At 65.4% G+C, this 16,682-nt stretch carries 16 protein-coding genes; 3 read left to right on the top strand and 13 right to left on the bottom strand.

Annotated features, from left to right (window positions below; translation table 11 throughout):
• The 7 genes from VFP86_17040 to ppk1 all read right to left on the bottom strand — a co-directional run.
• Positions 1 to 497 (bottom strand): aldo/keto reductase (locus VFP86_17040; GenBank protein HET9001348.1); only part of this gene is annotated, 497 nt, incomplete at its 3' end.
• A gap of 121 nt (positions 498 to 618) precedes the next feature.
• Positions 619 to 1,518: an ABC transporter permease gene (locus VFP86_17035; GenBank protein HET9001347.1), complete on the bottom strand. Its 900-nt coding sequence runs from the start codon at positions 1,516 to 1,518 to the stop codon at positions 619 to 621.
• Positions 1,487 to 2,491, bottom strand: a complete 1,005-nt coding sequence (locus VFP86_17030) for an ABC transporter permease (protein HET9001346.1) — start codon at positions 2,489 to 2,491, stop codon at positions 1,487 to 1,489. Before VFP86_17030 ends, VFP86_17035 begins: the two co-directional genes overlap by 32 nt.
• Positions 2,492 to 2,514: 23 nt before the next feature.
• Positions 2,515 to 4,149, bottom strand: a complete 1,635-nt coding sequence (locus VFP86_17025) for an ABC transporter substrate-binding protein (protein HET9001345.1) — start codon at positions 4,147 to 4,149, stop codon at positions 2,515 to 2,517.
• A gap of 12 nt (positions 4,150 to 4,161) precedes the next feature.
• Complete coding sequence (locus tag VFP86_17020) at positions 4,162 to 5,184, bottom strand: arginase family protein (protein ID HET9001344.1); 1,023 nt, start codon at positions 5,182 to 5,184, stop codon at positions 4,162 to 4,164.
• A 235-nt stretch (positions 5,185 to 5,419) separates the two neighbouring features.
• On the bottom strand, positions 5,420 to 6,133 hold the full coding sequence (locus VFP86_17015; protein ID HET9001343.1) for an ROK family protein: 714 nt from the start codon (positions 6,131 to 6,133) through the stop codon (positions 5,420 to 5,422).
• A gap of 69 nt (positions 6,134 to 6,202) precedes the next feature.
• Positions 6,203 to 8,446: a polyphosphate kinase 1 gene (ppk1, locus tag VFP86_17010; protein ID HET9001342.1), complete on the bottom strand. Its 2,244-nt coding sequence runs from the start codon at positions 8,444 to 8,446 to the stop codon at positions 6,203 to 6,205.
• A gap of 250 nt (positions 8,447 to 8,696) precedes the next feature.
• Here ppk1 and VFP86_17005 point away from each other — a divergent pair, with 250 nt between their 5' ends.
• Positions 8,697 to 9,191, top strand: a complete 495-nt coding sequence (locus tag VFP86_17005) for a histidine phosphatase family protein (GenBank protein ID HET9001341.1) — start codon at positions 8,697 to 8,699, stop codon at positions 9,189 to 9,191.
• Positions 9,192 to 9,203: 12 nt separating this feature from the next.
• Here the strand turns inward: VFP86_17005 and VFP86_17000 are convergent, their stop codons facing one another.
• Positions 9,204 to 10,130, bottom strand: coding sequence for a CHAD domain-containing protein (locus tag VFP86_17000; protein ID HET9001340.1), 927 nt, complete (start codon positions 10,128 to 10,130; stop codon positions 9,204 to 9,206).
• A 378-nt stretch (positions 10,131 to 10,508) separates the two neighbouring features.
• Between VFP86_17000 and VFP86_16995 the strand changes: the two genes are divergently transcribed.
• Complete coding sequence (locus VFP86_16995) at positions 10,509 to 11,018, top strand: NUDIX domain-containing protein (GenBank protein ID HET9001339.1); 510 nt, start codon at positions 10,509 to 10,511, stop codon at positions 11,016 to 11,018.
• Between the two features lie 27 nt (positions 11,019 to 11,045).
• Here the strand turns inward: VFP86_16995 and VFP86_16990 are convergent, their stop codons facing one another.
• The 3 genes from VFP86_16990 to VFP86_16980 are packed head-to-tail and all read right to left on the bottom strand — an operon-like array spanning position 11,046 to position 13,642.
• Positions 11,046 to 11,798, bottom strand: a complete 753-nt coding sequence (locus tag VFP86_16990; GenBank protein HET9001338.1) for an ATP-binding cassette domain-containing protein — start codon at positions 11,796 to 11,798, stop codon at positions 11,046 to 11,048.
• A 14-nt stretch (positions 11,799 to 11,812) separates the two neighbouring features.
• Complete coding sequence (locus tag VFP86_16985; protein ID HET9001337.1) at positions 11,813 to 12,604, bottom strand: ABC transporter permease subunit; 792 nt, start codon at positions 12,602 to 12,604, stop codon at positions 11,813 to 11,815.
• Positions 12,605 to 12,664: 60 nt separating this feature from the next.
• Positions 12,665 to 13,642 carry an ABC transporter substrate-binding protein gene (locus tag VFP86_16980; protein ID HET9001336.1) on the bottom strand — a complete coding sequence of 326 codons (978 nt, stop codon included), beginning with the start codon at positions 13,640 to 13,642 and terminating at the stop codon, positions 12,665 to 12,667.
• A 233-nt stretch (positions 13,643 to 13,875) separates the two neighbouring features.
• Between VFP86_16980 and VFP86_16975 the strand changes: the two genes are divergently transcribed.
• On the top strand, positions 13,876 to 14,901 hold the full coding sequence (locus VFP86_16975; GenBank protein HET9001335.1) for an LLM class flavin-dependent oxidoreductase: 1,026 nt from the start codon (positions 13,876 to 13,878) through the stop codon (positions 14,899 to 14,901).
• A gap of 395 nt (positions 14,902 to 15,296) precedes the next feature.
• On the opposite strand, the gene VFP86_16970 is transcribed toward VFP86_16975, so the two are convergent.
• Together VFP86_16970 and VFP86_16965 are read right to left on the bottom strand one after the other, a co-directional pair.
• The gene (locus VFP86_16970) at positions 15,297 to 16,043 is read right to left on the bottom strand and encodes an ABC transporter permease (GenBank protein ID HET9001334.1); all 747 of its coding nucleotides are present in this window, start codon (positions 16,041 to 16,043) and stop codon (positions 15,297 to 15,299) included.
• Between the two features lie 158 nt (positions 16,044 to 16,201).
• On the bottom strand, positions 16,202 to 16,682 hold a 481-nt coding region (locus VFP86_16965; GenBank protein HET9001333.1), incomplete at its 5' end, for an ABC transporter permease.

Genomic DNA, 16,682 nt, shown 5'->3' with positions numbered 1-16,682 from the left:
AGCACCGAGTCGAAGTCGAACCGCTCGAGACTGCGGAGATGCGTCGCCGCGATCTGCGTCCCGTGGCCGGTCACGCCGATGTACCGCACCAGGCCCTCCGCACGGGCCTCGACACACGCCTCGAGCGCCCCCCGTGGGCTAAGCGCGGTGTCCCACTCGATCGGGTCTGCGAGGTTATGGAGTTGAATGAGATCGATCCGCTCCACGCCTAAACGTTCGATGGAAAGATGGATCTGGTGCTTGGCCGCGTCGTACGTGCGGCCCCCTGTCTTGGTGGCAAGGAAGACATGATCGCGATGTATCTTCAGCCAGGGCGCAAGCCGCAACTCGGCGTCGCCGTAGTTCGCGGCGACATCGATGTGATTGACTCCGTAACGGAGGAGTAGGTCGAGCGTCTGGTCGGCGTCGTCCTGTGTGACACGCGACAGCGCCGCCGCGCCGAAGATCGTCCGGGTGCTCTGGTGTCCGGTCCGCCCAAACGCCAGCGTTGCGATCATGATCTGCCTCCCGAGCCTCAGCGAGGACGGCGAGATCTCCATCCGCTACGGACCTCGGATTTCCACTCCTCCTCGGTGATCCCCTGCGCGCTTGGGGACGAGTTCCGTCATGGGCGGACGGCTAACGAGTCGACCTCAGCCTCGGATCGAACGCATCCCGGATCGCGTCCCCCAACAAATTGAACCCGAGCACCGCCACGAAGATGGCCAGCCCGGGAAACGTCGGATACCACCAGGCGTCGATCATGTAACTGCGGGCCTGGGCGATCATAGAGCCCCACTCGGGCGTGGGCGGCGCCGCGCCCAACCCGATGAAGCTCAGGCCGGCGGTGGTCAGGATGGCGTACCCGAAGTCGATCGACGCCTGAATGACGACAACGGTCGCAACGTTCGGCAACAGGTGCCGCAGCAGGATGCGGCGGCGCTCGGCCCCGAGGGAGACGACGGCCAGGATAAATTCCTGCTCGCGCAGCGAGAGGAGCTGGCCGCGGACGAGCCGCGTATACCACGGCCACCAGGAGAGGGCCACGGCAACCATGGCGTTATACAGGCCCGGGCCGAGCGTGGCCGCAATCGCGACGGCCAGGACGAGCCGGGGGAAGGACAGAAAGACGTCGGTCGTGCGCATGATGACCTCGTCGGTCCACCCGCCCCAGTAGCCGGCGATGAGCCCCAGACCGACGCCGACGGTCATGGCGATGGTCAGGACGAGGACGCCGACGAGAAGGGAGATGCGGGCGCCGGCGATGACGCGGCTGAGAAGGTCACGGCCGAGATCGTCGGTGCCGAAAGGATGTGCGGGCGACGGCGCGAGCAGTTTGTTGACCGGCACGATGCGGAGGGGATCGAAGAGGACGAGGGCGCCGCCCAAGAGAGCGGCGATCAGGAGGGCCAGCACGATCGCGCCACCGATCCAGGCGGCGGGCATGCGCCGAAGCGCCAAGAGGGAGTGCACGAGAAACCCGGCGGCGGCGCGCGGCGCCGGGGCCTTAGTAACGGATGCGCGGGTCGAAGAAAGCATAGAGAACGTCCGTGGCAAGGTTGACGACGACGTAGATCACGGTGAGGAGCAGCGCCGTGCCCATGATCGGTGAGTAGTCCAGGGAGATGATGCTCTCGACGCTGTAGAGGCCCAGGCCGGGCCATGCGAAGACCAACTCGACGATGAACACGCCGCCGAGCAGGGCGCTCACCTGGAGCGCCAGGATGGTGAGCACCGGGATGAGGGCGTTCCGGAGGCCGTGCCGGAGATAGACGCGGACCGGCGCCATGCCCTTCGCCCACGCGGTGCGGACGTAGTCCTGGGCGAGGATCTCGAGCATCGTCGAGCGGGTCATCCGGGCGGCCGGGGCCAGCGACGCGAGCGCCAGGGTGACCGTGGGAAGCACGAGGTGAAGGATCGCGCTCTGGAGCGTCCCCCCGTTGCCGGCAAGCAGGCTGTCCACGACGAACATCCCCGTGATCCGGGGAGGCGGCGACTCCCCGGTTGCAAGCCGGCTGGCCAGCGGCAACCAGTCGAGCCAGCGCGAGAAGATGAGCTGCATCAGAATCCCAAAGACGAAGATCGGGAACGACAGGCCGGCAAGGCTCGCGAACTGCGCGATGAGGTCAGACAGGCCGCCGCGGCCAATCGCGCCGATCATCCCGAGCGGGACGCCGAGCAGCACCGTCACCAGCACCGCGGATGTGGTGAGCTCGATCGTCGCCGGGAAGTAGGTGAGCAGATCGTCGAGGACGGAGCTGCTGGTGCGCATGGAGGTCCCGAAGTCGCCGTGGACGAGGTGGACGAGGTAGATCAGGTACTGCTCCGGGAGCGGCCGGTCGAGCCCGAACGCCTTGCGCACAGCCGCGACCTGCTCCGGGCCGGCATGCTCACCGGCGGCGAGCTTGGCAGGGTCGGCGGGCACGATGTGGGTCAGGACGAAGAGGAGAAGACTCACGCCCAGGAGGACGGGCGGGAGGAGAGCGAGGCGCCTCAGAATGTAGCGTGTCACTGATGGGCGCCCGCGCCCTGAGCCTAGGACTTGGAGATGTTGTAGAGGTCAAACGTGTTGCCGAGCAACGGATTGTACACAAACCCATGGACATCGCTGCGCAGTGGGAACCGGTTGATCAGGGTGCCGATGAACACCGCAGCCGCCTCCTGGACGATGATCCGCTGGGCGTCGCGGAACATCTGGAGCCGTCTCGGCTGGTTGGTGATCTCGTTCGCCTGCTTGAGAAGCGCCTCGACCTTGGGGTTGGCATAGAAGCTGAAGTTCCAGCCGATCGTCCCCCACGCATCCTTCCCGAATGTCGCAACGATCATCGCGGAGGGGTCGGCGTAGTCCGGGTAGTTGCGGACCGGCAGGAGATCTGGCGCCGTCTCGGGCTTGCCGGCCTTTTCAAGGAGCACCGACGAGGACAGTTCCTGGATGCTCACGTTGATGTTGAGGTCCTTCAGGTTCCCCTGGAGGATCTCCGCCGCCTTCCGAAACGTCGGGTCGCCCTGGAACAGGCTCAGGCTCAGGGTGAATCCGCCGGTCGGCTTGCTCGACTCGCTGAGCAGCTGTTTGGCCTTCGCCATATCGAAGCGGTAGGGCTTGTCCGCCGGCGACAGGTGGGCAGGATCGTTATCGGGCAGCGGCCCGTTGAGCGGCGCCAGCCGGCCGTTGAAGATCGCCTGCTTCGCTCCCTCGTAGTCGAACGCATACGAGATCGCCTGCCGGATCTTCACGTCCTTGAGCGGCTCGCGCTGACAGTGCATCGCGATGTAGAAGATCCGCATCGTCGGGCTCTCGTTGATCGTGATGCCCGGCTGCTTGGCCAGTGCGTCGATGAGGTCCGGTGCGACGATCGTCCCGATATCGGCGTCGCCTCGCTCCAGCATCAAGCGCTGGGTGGACGCCTCCGGAACGATCTTGAAGATGATGCGCTTCACGTGCGATCCTGACCAGCCCCCCCAGTACCCCGGGAACTGCTTGAGCACGACCTGTTGGGCCCCTTTGTCGTAGCTCTGAAGCATGTACGGGCCGGTCCCGACAGTATGCTCTTTGAGGTAGCCCTGCGCCAGATCGCCGCCGTTGGTGTGCACCCGTACGGCCCGCGGGCTCACGATCAGGTTGCCGGAGGTCGACGCAAGCTTGGCCATGAACGAGGCGTCCGGGGTGTTGAGGGTGATGCGGACCGTCAGGGGGTCTAGGACGTCTACGCCGGTGACGATCGGCTTGAACGCGTACGCGAAGCCGCGGTTGATCTTGATCAGGCGCTCCAAAGTCACCTTGACGGCCTCGCCGGTGAAATCCGACCCGTCGTGGAACTTCACCCCGGGGCGGAGCTTCAGTGTCCATTGCTTGATGTCCGCCGAAGCACTCCAGGAGGTCAACAGCTTGGGGATGATCCGGGGCGTACTGCCGTCGAGGCCCACCGGCGGTTCATAGATCCCGCGCGTAATGGCGACGGTGTTATCGTACACGATCTGCGGGTCGAAGGTCTGCACGGATGTGGATTGAGCCACAACCAAGGTGTCCGCACCCACCGCCGCTGCGGCCCGTCCCGCCCGGAACAGCCCGCCGAGCCCTGCAGCACCCGCGCCCACCGCGGCCCCGCCCGCGGCCATGCCACGCAGAAACCTCCGCCGCGTGATCCTTGCGCCTCCCCCTGCGCCGCTCATGCTCCCCCTCCTCTACCCCCGGATACGTGCGGTCCGGCCCGGCCGGCTGCGCATCCCCTGCGCGTGCCGGCTCACCCCTGTGGGCCCCGAGCCCCGATCGAAGATCGCACTGAGAACGTCGAGCAGCAGCCGCGCGGCCTCGCGCGCGGTGACCTCCGCCCAGTCGTACGGCGGCGAGACCTCGACGAGATCAAGCCCGACGATCCGGCAGCGGCGCGCGATCGCGCGGACCGCGTCGCGCACCTCTGGAAATGTAAGGCCGCCGGGCTCCGGCGTCCCGGTGCCCGGTGCGGACGCGATGTCCAGGACGTCGATGTCGAGGGTCAGGTAGCAGCGGGCGCCGGTCGGCACACGAGCGGCCGCGAGCCGAGGCCCGCTGCCGCGCAGCTCTGTGGCGGTGACGACCTTGACGCCGTACCGGCGGGCGGCCTCGAGCGGCTCGGGGTATTTCTGCAGCCCCCGAAGTCCGATCTGCGAGATGCCCCGCAGAAACGGCAGCTCGGAAGCGCGGCGCATCACGTTGCCGTGACCGAGGCGGACCCCATGCCGCTCGTCCACGAAGTCTTGATGGCTGTCGAACTGGATCACATGCAGTGGGCCGCGGCCGGCGAATGCCCGGATAGCGGGATAGGTGACCGCGTGGTCTCCTCCGACGACCACGGGCAGGCTACCTCCGTCTAGGATCGCGCGGACGCACTCGGTGATGCGGTCGAGGTTGGTGGCGATATCTGTAGGAGTGATCCGGACATCGCCCCAGTCGGCCATCGTCACCCCGCGCAAGATCCACCGCCCACGGTCAAGATCGTACCAGCCCTCGGCGGGGCGGGGGCCTGTCCCGTCGCGGGCTGCCTGGCCTTCCTCGTCCCGCGCGTACTGCCACCAGGCCGACGCGGCGCGCACAGCCTCAGGGCCAAAGCGCGCCCCAGGCCTGAGCGTCGTGCCAAGGTCGAAGGGCACGCCGAGAAAGGCCACATCGGTCCGGGCGCCTCTGGCCTCGTCGCGGGGCGGCACGCCGTAGAAGGTGTGAGGCCGCACCCTAAGCCCGGCAGGCGAGGCGGCGTTCGAGGCGTGCGCGCTTCGGGCCGCGGGCCGGGAGACTTGGGACCTAAGACGTACGCGGGCCGGCGTCATGAGGAGCCTAGGAGGTCTTGGATGCCGGTCACTTCTCTAAGAAAATGAGACAGTCCTTTGACGGGCACTTGGCAGGCAAGGCGGTTCGGGCCAAACGGGGGAGGACACGTAGACGGAAGGACCTGTTCCCGCCGGCACTCTAGCGCGGTGTGTTGGACAACACCACCCCTTCTAGCGCTACCTGCGGGTGCTCAGGGGCTGCCCTCGCTCCCTCCCAAAGGCGAAACCCTCCAATGAAGGCGTCGGCGTTGTCGCCCAGCCGGCAGCCCTCAGGCAACTCCTTGAGTTTCCTTGCGTTTCCGCCCCCAATCACCACATCGTCGGGTTCCAAGGCGGCAACTAGGCGGGCAACCACGTCCCAGACACGCTTCCGCCATTTTCGCTTGCCCAGGCGATCCAGACCTCGAACGCCCACGTAGTCCTCGTAGGTACCACGCCTGTAGGGAAGATGGCCTAGTTCCATGGGCTCCACGATACCGTCCACGATCAGTGCGGAACCGAGACCGGTGCCGAGACCGAGGAAAAGCATCTTCCCTCCCCTGAAGCTCCCAAGGGCCTGCATGGCCGCATCATTGATGATTTTGACCGGGCGCCCAAATGCGGCTTGGTAGTCGAATCCTACCCACCCCAAGGCGAGGTTGTGCGGCTCGGCGACGGGCCGATCTCGGAGAACCGGTCCTGGGTAGCCAATCGCCACCACGTCGTACATCCAGTCCCCCGCGAGCTCCTTGACTCGGGAGACCATTGTTTCGGGCGTCAGCGTCGGCCCGGAGGGGAACTTCCGAGGCTCGTATTGCCCGGTGGCGAGGATCTTTACGCTGGTGCCACCTACATCAACAACAAGAACGTTCACAAGGCTCCTCCTGTTTGCGTGACCTCCTCCGTAGCCCGCGTCCCCGTCGGGCGAGCACCGACCTGCTGTTCACGAATCTGACCCGTCGCCTATTGCCCTGCGCCAATTTGACCGAGGCCAGCCCATAGAATCGGCGGGATGGGCGGGGGGTCTCTGCGCGACAGAATGCGCCGACCCGGCCAGTTCGTACAGCTGCACCTGAGAACGTACACTGGGGCGGCCGTTAGGACGGATCCGCTCCGACCGCCCGTCGGGCAAGATGACCCGCGCTTTCTCTGTATCCGCGAGCTGGATCTCCAGGATCTGCCGCAACTCTCGCTGCAGGGCTGGATCGATCACGGGGAAAGCTACCTCCACGCGGTCGTCCAGGTTCCGAGGCATCCAATCCGCGGAGCCCAGCCAGTACTCTGGCTCCCCGCCGTTCTCGAAATAATACACACGGGCATGCTCGAGATACCGGTCGACGATTGAGATCGCCTTGATCCTGTCGGATAGATCTGGCACGCCGGGCCGAAGGCAGCAGATGCTCCGGACGATCAGGTCGATCTGAACACCCGCCTTGCTGGCGGCATAGAGCTCCTCGATAAGCACCTGGTCGACGAGACTGTTCATCTTCGCGATCAACCGCGCCGGCCGGCCGGTCCGCGCGTGAGCCGCTTCCCGTCGAATCCGGCCCACGAGAAACTCGCGGAGGCCGGTGGGTGCGATCACAAGGTGGTTGAAATCCTTGGGGCGTGTGTATCCTGTGAGCAGATTGAAGAGCTCCGTCAGGTCCTCGCCAAACGTCTCTCGGCACGTGAAGAGGCCAAAGTCTTCATAGATCCCGCCGGTTCGGACATTGTAGTTGCCGGTGGCGAGGTGGCAGTAGCGGCGGAGCCCGTCCGCCTCCTGGCGGACAACAAGGCACGCCTTCCCGTGGGTCTTGTACCCGGCCAGACCGTACACGACGTGAGCCCCCACTCGTTCGAGCGCCCGGGCCCAGCGGATGTTGGCTTCCTCGTCGAATCGCGCCCGTAGCTCGACGAGCACCACGACCTCCTTCCCGGCCTCGGCAGCCAGGATCAGCCCCTGGGCGATCGGCGAGTTCAGGCTGACCCGGTACAGCGTCATGTTGATGGCGAGCACTTTCGGATCTCGAGCGGCCTCGTGCACGAAGCGAGTGACCGCATCGAAGGTGTGATATGGGTGGTGGACAATGATGTCTCCGGACCGGATCGCGCTCCACACGTCGGGCGCGTTCTCGAAGGCGGTCACTGAGTGCGGCACGAGCGGGCGGTCCTTGAGATGCGGCAGGTCGACGGCCGAGTAGAGCTGCGCGAGATGGGTGAAAGCCGTAAAACCTTCGCCTGAGTAGAGGTCGTCCGGCTCGAGATCAAGCTCGTCGACCAGGCGGGCCAGCACCCCAGCCGGCAAGTCTGGGTCGTACTGGAGGCGCACGGCGGCCCCCCTCTTGTGCTGCCGCAGGCCCGCCTCGACCTCGGTCAGCAGGTCCTCGGCTTGCGCTTCGGGGAGCTGGATGTCGGCGTCGCGTGTCACCCGGACCGTCTGACACGAGAGGATCTCATACCCGTGGTAGAGCTCAGGGAGGTGGAGACGGATCACGTCCTCGAGAAGGATGAACGCATATTTGCCCTTCGGCGCAGGGAGCGCGACGAAGCGAGGGACGACCTGGGCCGGAATGTGAACGACCGCCAAAGCCGCGGGAGGGAGCGCCGATGGCGCCGACGCCCGCAGCGAGACGACCAGGTACAGTGCCCGGTTCACAAGGCGCGGGAATGGATGGCTTGGATCGATCGCCAGGGGCATCACCACGGGCAGCAGCATTCGATGGTAGTACTCATCGACAAACTGCGCTTGCGCCTGGGAGAGCTCCGTTGGTCGCACGATCTCGACGCCCTCCGCAGAAAGCAGGGGCAGGATGTCCCGCAGGAAGCACCGATGCTGCATCTGGACCAGTTCGTGCACGCGTTGGGAGACTGCCGAGAGCGTCTGGGCGGGGGTCAGTCCATCGGCTTCGGCAGCCTCTGCGCCGGCGGGCGCCTGTCGCTTCAGCCCGGCGACCCGGATCATGAAAAACTCGTCTAGGTTGGAGCTAAAGATCGACAGGAACTTTACGCGTTCGAGGAGCGGCACCGTCGGGTCTTCCGCCTCCTCGAGCACGCGCCGATTGAACTCGAGCCACGACAACTCACGATTGACGAATGCCTGGGGGGCGGCGACGCTGAAGGCCAACGTCGAAGGGTCGCGCGAAGCCACATCATCCCGGACGCCCCAGCGGATACCGACCGTGGGGGTGAGGGATCCGTCGGTCATAAGGACCTCCTTACTCTCAACGCCTCAAGACGTTCGCCGATAACCTTACACCTCGTACATCGGTCGGAAGCCAACATGATGCCGGACGGTAACGAAGATCGAGCGCGGAGACGTCCGCCCACGATAGGGTATCCCGCCCGTAAGGCCGGCGTCAAGCCGCGGACGGCAGGTAATTAGCCTCCCGAGCGCATTGCCCCCCGGTGGGCTCATTGCTATAGTGAGGCGGGAGAACCAACTCGCGGAGGACGCCGTGAAGCTCGTAATCATACGCCACGCAATTGCCGTCCCTCGGGGAACGCCGGACGTACCGGATGACGAGCGCCCGCTCACCGAGAGCGGGAAGCGGCGCTTCAAGGAGGCGGCGCGCGGTTTGGTCCAGATCTGCGGGCGTCCCGACGTGCTGCTCACGAGCCCGCTTCCTCGGGCCGCGGACACGGCCGAAATCGCCGCCAAAGCCTGGGGCCGGATCAGCCCGACCACCGAGCCGGCCCTCGTCCGCGGGAGCCCCGACGAGATCCTCGTGGCGTTGTCGCGGTATGCCACAGATAAAACGATCGCGATCGTTGGGCACGAGCCGATGCTCTCGGCGCTCCTGGCGCGATTGTTGGGGAGCGCGGCCGGCGATCGGTTCACCCTCCGGAAGGGCGGGGTGGCGTACGTCGACGTGCCCGGGCCGCCGGCGCTGGGGGGTCGGCTCGACTGGCTCGTCCGCCCCAAGATCCTCCGTGCGCTGGGGGCCCTCTGAGCGTCCGACCTACTAGAGTTCCGCTACCATCCGGGCCAATAATTTTCGAAAGCGTTTGCGGGTTATTTGCCGCCACGGCCGTTTGACCGTGCGTTGAAGGGTACGCAGCCGGGCCAGTTTGACATTGAGGTATCGTCCGACGGAGTCGGCCACCACCGGGCTTGGGGGGGGTTGCGCGCCGCGCATTAAGAAATCACGAAGGAGCCCAATCGCTACATCTGAATCATGCAGCTCGCCAAGATGATCTTGCAAAGCGACCAACGCCTCAGTGGCCTCGGCCGCGTCAGGCCCCAGCAGCTCGCTAAAGAATTCCAGCAAATATCGCAGGCGTTTCCCTTCGATCCGTAGAGCATGGAGCGTCTTGATGGACGCCTGCTCCAGCACCGTCTCATAGGCCCGCACCTTGCCGTATTGCCTCCAAATTTTGGCGGGCAGGATGTGCCGGACAAGACTGGGCTGAGGTGGGCCGCCAGGGGCGGCTTCTTTCACCCCGGCGCCCGTTGACGAAAGAAATACCATGTACCGTTGTATCAACGCCCGATAGTCGTCGCCATTCAGATACGTCAACAACTCATCGCGGGCAGTGGCACGCCGTTTGCGCCACTCGTCAAGCAAGGGCTCGAGCGCCGACGGGGTGTCGACGCCCGAAGGCCGTCGATAGTCGTCCGCCGCGTCAATCAACACGTCGAGATCGCGCACGGCGCCCAGACGCCCGGCCAGCGTCCGCAATTCGTCTCGAAATGCGCGAATCGCTTCGCGCTTGAAATACGGCGCCACGATTCGGAAGATGGCCCTCTGGCGGCGGTTCGCGACGCGCATGTCATGGAGCGCCTCAATGTCATTTCCCCTGCGGGTGGCGTCTTCGTTTGCCAACATACCCAGAAAGTGGACCCGTAGGATTCTTCGCCCGGCCTCAGGCCACGGCTCATCGGCGCGCATTCTTTTCCGTTCGGTTGCCGACCCAGGAGAAGCCTCATCCAAAATGGCGAACGCCCTCTCACACTTGGATTTGTCGAAGCCTTCCTCATTTCCCGCAACCGTATTATAGCGGTTTTCCAGTGCCGCCCCCTGCCTTCGCTACCCGAGGTGAACAAGGGTCAGGGTGTTCCGGGGACGGCGGCGGCCAAATGCAAAAGGTGTGTGAAGAAATGCGGACGGTTCGGGTGTACGTGGGCGCCAGATGGAGGATGTAGTGTCTACCCGCCGAAACTCAAGCGAAGTGTACACGTCATGCTTCGCAGGCGTCGTGAAACGTCCGTGCAGATGCTCCACCGGACGGCGTCGATGAGATTCGCGCCGACAAAGGTCCAGTAGGCAGTGGGGGAGGCCGGCCGGGTCGGGAAAGGCGTAAAGGTCAAGGCCGTATGCGCCTTTGGACATGCAGACCGGCTTCTCGTCATTGAGCACGTTGAGCGCGACACCGACCAGACAAGCTACAAGCTGCCCGGGGGCACGGTTGAACTCGGAGAGACGACCTACGACTGCGTTGTTCGTGAAATCAGGGAAGAACTCGGCGCGGAGATCCGAAATGTCGACCGCCTTGGCGTTATCGAGAACGTCTTCCTAACAAACGGTCAACTGCGTCACCAGATCGTGTTTGTATATCAGGCTGCCTTTGACGATCCTGCTTTCTATGCGGAGCGCTCCCTGAGGGTACGCGAAGGGAAGAAGGAGTTTGCAGCATTCTGGAAACCCGTCGGTGAGTTTAGCGATGGAAAGGCCCTGCTACGGCCCCAGGGATTGGTCAACTTGTTAGGCGATGGGTTCAAAATGGAAGGCAATGGCGGCCCGCTGCAACACAAGATCTGGAGGTGGGAGCGCGTCTAGGATCCGGGCTGGCCATCTCGGCGTCGATTATATCGCTGCTTCAATCTGAGCAAGGATCTCCCGGTGGACCCGATCGCGGGCGATCGGGTCCCCGCGGACGTCCGGAGTGATCGGGATCTCGGCGAGAACATGCGCGGGGCGGCCGAAGACGAGGACGCGGTCGGCGACCTCCACGGCCTCCGCGACGCTGTGGGTGACGAGCAGCACAGCGGTGCCGAGCGGCCGAACGAGCGCGAGGAAGTCCGCCCGCACGCTCGCGGCAGTGACTTCGTCCAGATGGCTGAAGGCCTCGTCGAGCAATAAGACCTGAGGGTCGAGCGCGAATGCCCTGGCCAGGCTCACGCGCTGGCGCATGCCACCCGACAGTTCGTGCGGGAGGCGGCCCGTCGCGTTCCTGAGCCCGAGCCGGACCAGCCACTCCCGGGTTCGTTCGATACGCTCCTGATGCGGCACCCCGAGGATCTCAAGGCCGAGCGCGGCGTTCTCAAGCGCGGTCCGCCACGGCAGAAGGCGGTCCGTCTGAAACACCGGAGCGATCTTGCCGCGAAGCACCGCCAGCTCGCGAACCGGATCGTGGCCGAGCACCCTGACCTCTCCGCGGTCTGCTCCAATTGACCCCATCACCATCCGCAGCGCCGTCGATTTCCCAGCCCCGGTGACGCCGACACTTGCCACGATCTCGCGAGGCAGGACCGCGAACGATAGTCCCTGCACGGCCACAATGTCGCCAAATGTTTTCCAGACATCGCGCACCGTCACGGCGGGGGTCGGCGCGGGCATCTCCCCCGATGGTATCACCGGACTGTCTGCTCCGGCCGCCAACGCAGCAGGCGGCGGTCCACCACCTCCAAACCGGCCTGAAGCACGACGTTGATGAGGACCAGGATCGCGGTCCACGCGAAAACGGCATCGATCTTAAATTGTGACTGGGCGGCATTGAGCCTGGCGCCGATGCCGACCGCGGTGCCGATCAGTTCGGCGAAGATCGTGATGCGGATCGCGTAGCCGAGCACCGATTTGGTAGTCATGATGATGTACGGAACCGTGTGCGGCACGAGCAGGATACGCACCGTCTGCGCCCGCGTCGGCCGGAATGCTTCCACCGCCTCGAGGAGGTCGGCGGGCAACCCGCGAATGCCCTCATAGACGTTGAGGGCATAGAACGGCAGCGAGATGATCACCACGACGAAGAAGACGCGCACCTCCGCAGCCCCGAACCACAGCACAGCAAACAGGATCCAATTGAGCGCGGGAATGGCCACGAGGATGTTGAGGAATGGCCTCGCGAAGCGCGCGACCGCGGGCAGCGCCCCCATCGCAATGCCGAGCAGGGACCCCAGCAAGAACGCGGCGAGAACTCCTTCGAACAACCGCAGCAGGGTCGTGGCGATATCGCGGGTGTCGCCGGTGAGGATGCGTCCGGTCGCCCGCAGGATCTCGGGAATCGTCGGCAGGATATACCTTGGCACAAAGAGGCTGCCGACGTGGAGCGCCACGACGATGGCGAGGACAACGATCAACGTATCCCCCCAGCCCCGCAGCGTCCCCAGGAGCACACCTGGGGGGTGGCGGATGCCGCCGTTCATGATTCCTCGCCAGGCCGGAAGACTCGCGCGCTCAGGGTCCGGGCTGCGGGGCGCCCCGGGCTAGAAGCGGGCAAAGAACTCATCGGGGATGCCGTTTGGAATGAATTTCAGGGTTTCCAAAATCGCGAACTCGTCGAGGATCGCCCGCCGCGCCACCGGATCGGTAAACGATTGGACGGCGAAAGCGATGCGGCGGGAGCGGACCGCCTGGAGGAATGCGTCCCGCGAGATATCTGAGTGCTGGGCGACGAGGGTGGCTGCGGCATCTGGGTCGCGTTGCATGAACTCGGCGGCGTCGCGGTAGGCGGCAATCACCTGTCGCATGAGGACGGGGTTTCCGCGGATCGCATCCCGCTGCCCGGCCAGAACGACCTGGTAGAGCTCGCGTCCCGTCCGGGTACGATACTCGATCCGAGTGTCCAGGACGAGCCGCAGCGCGGGATTCTGAAGGAGGGCGGAACTGACGATCGGTTCCCAGGACAACGCGGCGTCGGCCCGACCCGCCAGGACGAACGTGATACCCGCGCTCGGATTGGGCACGCCGATCACTTTGGCGTCTCGCTCGAGATCGAACCCGTAGTACTTGAGGAGCAATCCTCGCAGGATCACGTACCGGCCTGAGGTGAGCGGCGCCGCGAGGGTGCGCCCCCGGAGCGCAGCAACCGTGGAGATCGCAGGATCCTTTGCCAGGAGGGAGGCGCCCGCGCTGACGAGCGTGGCCATCAGCTGAACGGGGGCCCCGCGCAGGAACCGCACGGCGTAGCTCTCCGAGATCCCGCCCTCGACATCAAACTGGCCGGCAAGAAAATCCGCGTAGTATGCGTCGAGCGACTCGTAGGGCGCGGACGTCTTGAACTGGAAGCCGTGCGCCCGGTCCAGGTGCCGCTCATTCGAGACCACCTGCAACACGCTGGTGATCCCGGAGGCCAGAATCGGCACCCGGATCACCGGGAGTGACTGCGCCTGGAGCGGGGGCTGCGGAGCGAGCCCCAGGATACCGGTGAGCAGCACGCATGCGGACACGAAGCCCAGACGCATCGACCCCTCCCCCACGGATAGCTGGGATGCCATGCTTCCGCACCCGTCAGTAACAACGTGTCCCGGGCCGCCGATCATCCTGACGTTCGGCCCCAACGAGGAGGCGCCGCACAATTCCGCCGTGGCTCCGAGGTTCCCTGCTCGCCAGTGACGAACCGCTACGGCATACGGCAACCCACGTCAGAGATTCCACATGTGCGATCCAGGCTGAGGGTCTGAAGAGGAGGCGACACATGGGGGCTTTGGGTCTGACCCTGCCGAACCGAGGCGTTCTCCTGGGCGCGATCACGTCGGACGAACTACTGGCGTTGGGCGAGCTGGCGGATACCTCGGGGGTATTCCAGAGCCTCCACGTGGGGGATAGTATCCTCGCAAAGCCGCGGCTCGAGTCCATCGTCCTTCTCGGCGCGCTCGCCGCTCGCACCAGGCGGGCCCGCCTCGGCGTCGCCTGCATGGCCACGTTCGCGCATCGCCACCCTGTCCTTCTGGCTTATCAGTGGGCGAGCCTGGACGTCCTGTCCAAAGGACGCGCGCTGTTGATCGCATGTCTCGGAGGAGGAAACGAGATGAGCGCGGCCCAGGCGCTCGAGCACCGAACAATGGGCATCCTCGCCGGAGAGCGGATCGGCCGCCTCGAGGAAGGGATCGTGCTGGTTCGCCGGCTGCTCAACGAGGAGCGCGTGACGCATCAGGGGCGGCACTACCAGGTGGACGGCGTGACGATCGAGCCCCGCCCCGTGCAGAAGCCCGTGCCGATCTGGATCGCCAACAACCCGACGACGGTCACGTACAAGGTGGGGCAGGCGGTGGATGCGCGGACCGTGGACCGAGCATTCCGGCGGGTGGCCCGCTTGGCGGATGGCTGGATGACGAACAAGATTCCACCGGCCGTGTTCGCCGACCAGTGGGGGATCATTCGGCGAATGGCACGGGAGGAGGGGCGGGATCCGGATGCGCTCGGGAACATCCTCTACCACAACATCAACATCCGACCCGATCGAGACGCGGCCCTGGAGGAGAGTACGAAGTTCCTGAATGCCTATTACACGGCCAACTTTTCGCGGCCGTTCGTGGAGGCGTGGACGGCCGCCGGCACTCCGGAGCAGTGCATCAAGCAGCTCCAAGCGTACTTCGACGCGGGCGTGCAGGAGATCACGGTGAGGCTGACCTCATGGGATCAGCGCGGCCAGCTCGACTTGCTGCTCCGTGAGGTCGCGCCCGCGTTGGCGAAACCCGCCGAGCGGCCAGTCAGACGATAGAGGACGGTCAACCCGCCAAACCGGCGAGGGTGGCCCGGACGCGGTCCCTGGCCCGGGCGAGTCGCGGACCCACGCGCTCGGGCCAAGGCGTCCGCTCGACCACCTCCGGAGGCAGGATGTCGCCCGCAGCGATCCGCTGTTCGCAGGTGCGCGCGACCCGGATTACGCCCGTGAGTTCACGCGGCTCGAGATCTTCGAACGTCGCGAGAAATGCATCATCGAAGATCGGGATGGCGTACAGGCCGGCGTGGTCTTCGATCGATACCGTCAGATCCGAGGCCGTACACGGACACGCGCAGCCCCGAGCGTCCCAACTGACGGTACTCGATTGGCTTCACCTCTGCGAGGGGGATCCCTAACGCTTATTCGTTGAGCCCGCGGATATGTTCCTTCAATCACAGCACGCGGGGGTCGAGCCGGTCTCGCACCGCATCGCCAAGCAGGTTGGCGCCGAGCACCGTGATCATGATCGCGAGGCCCGGGAACGTCGCCAGCCACCACCCCGTCGCCAGGTAGGCGCGCCCATCGGCGAGCATGTTGCCCCAACTGGGCGTCGGCGGCTGAACGCCAAGACCGAGGAACGAAAGTGCCGCCTCGTAGACGATCATCAGGCCAATCTCCAACGTGCTGACGACTATGACGGAGGGGAGCACCTCAGGCAGCACGTGGCGCAGCATGACGCGAAGATCCGTACCGCCGAGGGCGCGGGCCGCTTCAACGAATTCCCGCGACCGGCCGGCGAGGGTCTGCGCGAACGCGACCCGCGCGTACCGCGGCCACCGAGTGAGCCCTAGGACAAGCACGGTGTGCTCCAAGCCGGGGCCGAGCGCGGCAACGACCGCGATGGCAAGCAGCAAGAAGGGAATGGACAGCACGAGATCCACGAACCGCATCAACACCGCGCCTACCAAGCCGCGATAATATCCGGCCGTGAGCCCCAAGAAAACGCCGAGCGCGCCGGAGCACGCCACGGCGAGGCTTGCCACCGCAAGCGAGGCGCGAGCCCCGTAGATCAGCCGGCTGAGGACATCGCGGCCCAATCCATCCGTCCCGAGCCAGAACACCTCACCGTGAGGCCCGCGCGCCCCCGGCGACATCAGGCGATCGGCGAGGCTCTGGGCCAGGGGGTTTCGGGGCGCCACGTTCGGTGCCGCGAGCGCTGCGAGAGCGACAATGATGAGAACCCCGATCCCGGCATTACCCGCGAGCGGCAGCCGTCTGCGCCGACGCCGTACAGGCTCTCCGCCGGCGTCGAAAGGGCTTGCCGCCGCAGATGCGGCAGGCACCGTCGGTGGCCGGGCTACGATGGCGCCCCGGCGAGCTCGATCCGCGGGTCCAAGAAACCGTAGAGCACGTCTGTGACCAGGTTGGTGAGGATGAAGACCGCCGTGCCCACGATCACCACGGCCTGCACGACTGTGTAGTCGCGGGACAGGATCGCCTCGACCGCCAGCCTCCCGATTCCCGGCCAGGCGAAAATGGTCTCCGTGATCACCGCCCCGCCGAGGAGGTTGGCGATGTCGAGGGCCGCGATCGTCAGGATAGGGATCGCGGCATTCCGCAGCAGGTGCGCGACGACCACGCGCCGGGGCGATACTCCCTTCGCATGCGCGGTCCGCACGTAGTCACGACCTGCCTCTTCCAGCACGGCCGACCGGCTCATCCGCGCGATGGTGGCGAGGGACAGCCAGGCGAGCGTGATGGACGGGAGCACTAATGTCGGTAGCGTTCCAGACCCAGAAGATGGCAACAGGTGCCACCGAACGCTGACGATCAAGATG

The organism is bacterium, from assembly GCA_035703895.1.
In the GTDB taxonomy this organism is placed as follows: domain Bacteria; phylum Sysuimicrobiota; class Sysuimicrobiia; order Sysuimicrobiales; family Segetimicrobiaceae; genus Segetimicrobium.
Note: the sequence above shows the minus strand (reverse complement) of the source record. Positions and strands in the feature narration are given on the sequence as shown.

Bases quoted from the DNA above. Each gene is read 5' to 3' on its own strand.
- VFP86_17035 (HET9001347.1), bottom strand. From the start codon at position 1,518: ATGCTTTCTTCGACCCGCGCATCCGTTACTAAGGCCCCGGCGCCGCGC.
- VFP86_17025 (HET9001345.1), bottom strand. From the start codon at position 4,149: ATGAGCGGCGCAGGGGGAGGCGCAAGGATCACGCGGCGGAGGTTTCTG.
- ppk1 (HET9001342.1), bottom strand. From the start codon at position 8,446: ATGACCGACGGATCCCTCACCCCCACGGTCGGTATCCGCTGGGGCGTC.
- VFP86_17000 (HET9001340.1), bottom strand. From the start codon at position 10,130: ATGCGCGCCGATGAGCCGTGGCCTGAGGCCGGGCGAAGAATCCTACGG.
- VFP86_16990 (HET9001338.1), bottom strand. From the start codon at position 11,798: ATGCCCGCGCCGACCCCCGCCGTGACGGTGCGCGATGTCTGGAAAACA.
- VFP86_16985 (HET9001337.1), bottom strand. From the start codon at position 12,604: ATGAACGGCGGCATCCGCCACCCCCCAGGTGTGCTCCTGGGGACGCTG.
- VFP86_16980 (HET9001336.1), bottom strand. From the start codon at position 13,642: ATGCGTCTGGGCTTCGTGTCCGCATGCGTGCTGCTCACCGGTATCCTG.
- VFP86_16975 (HET9001335.1), top strand. From the start codon at position 13,876: ATGGGGGCTTTGGGTCTGACCCTGCCGAACCGAGGCGTTCTCCTGGGC.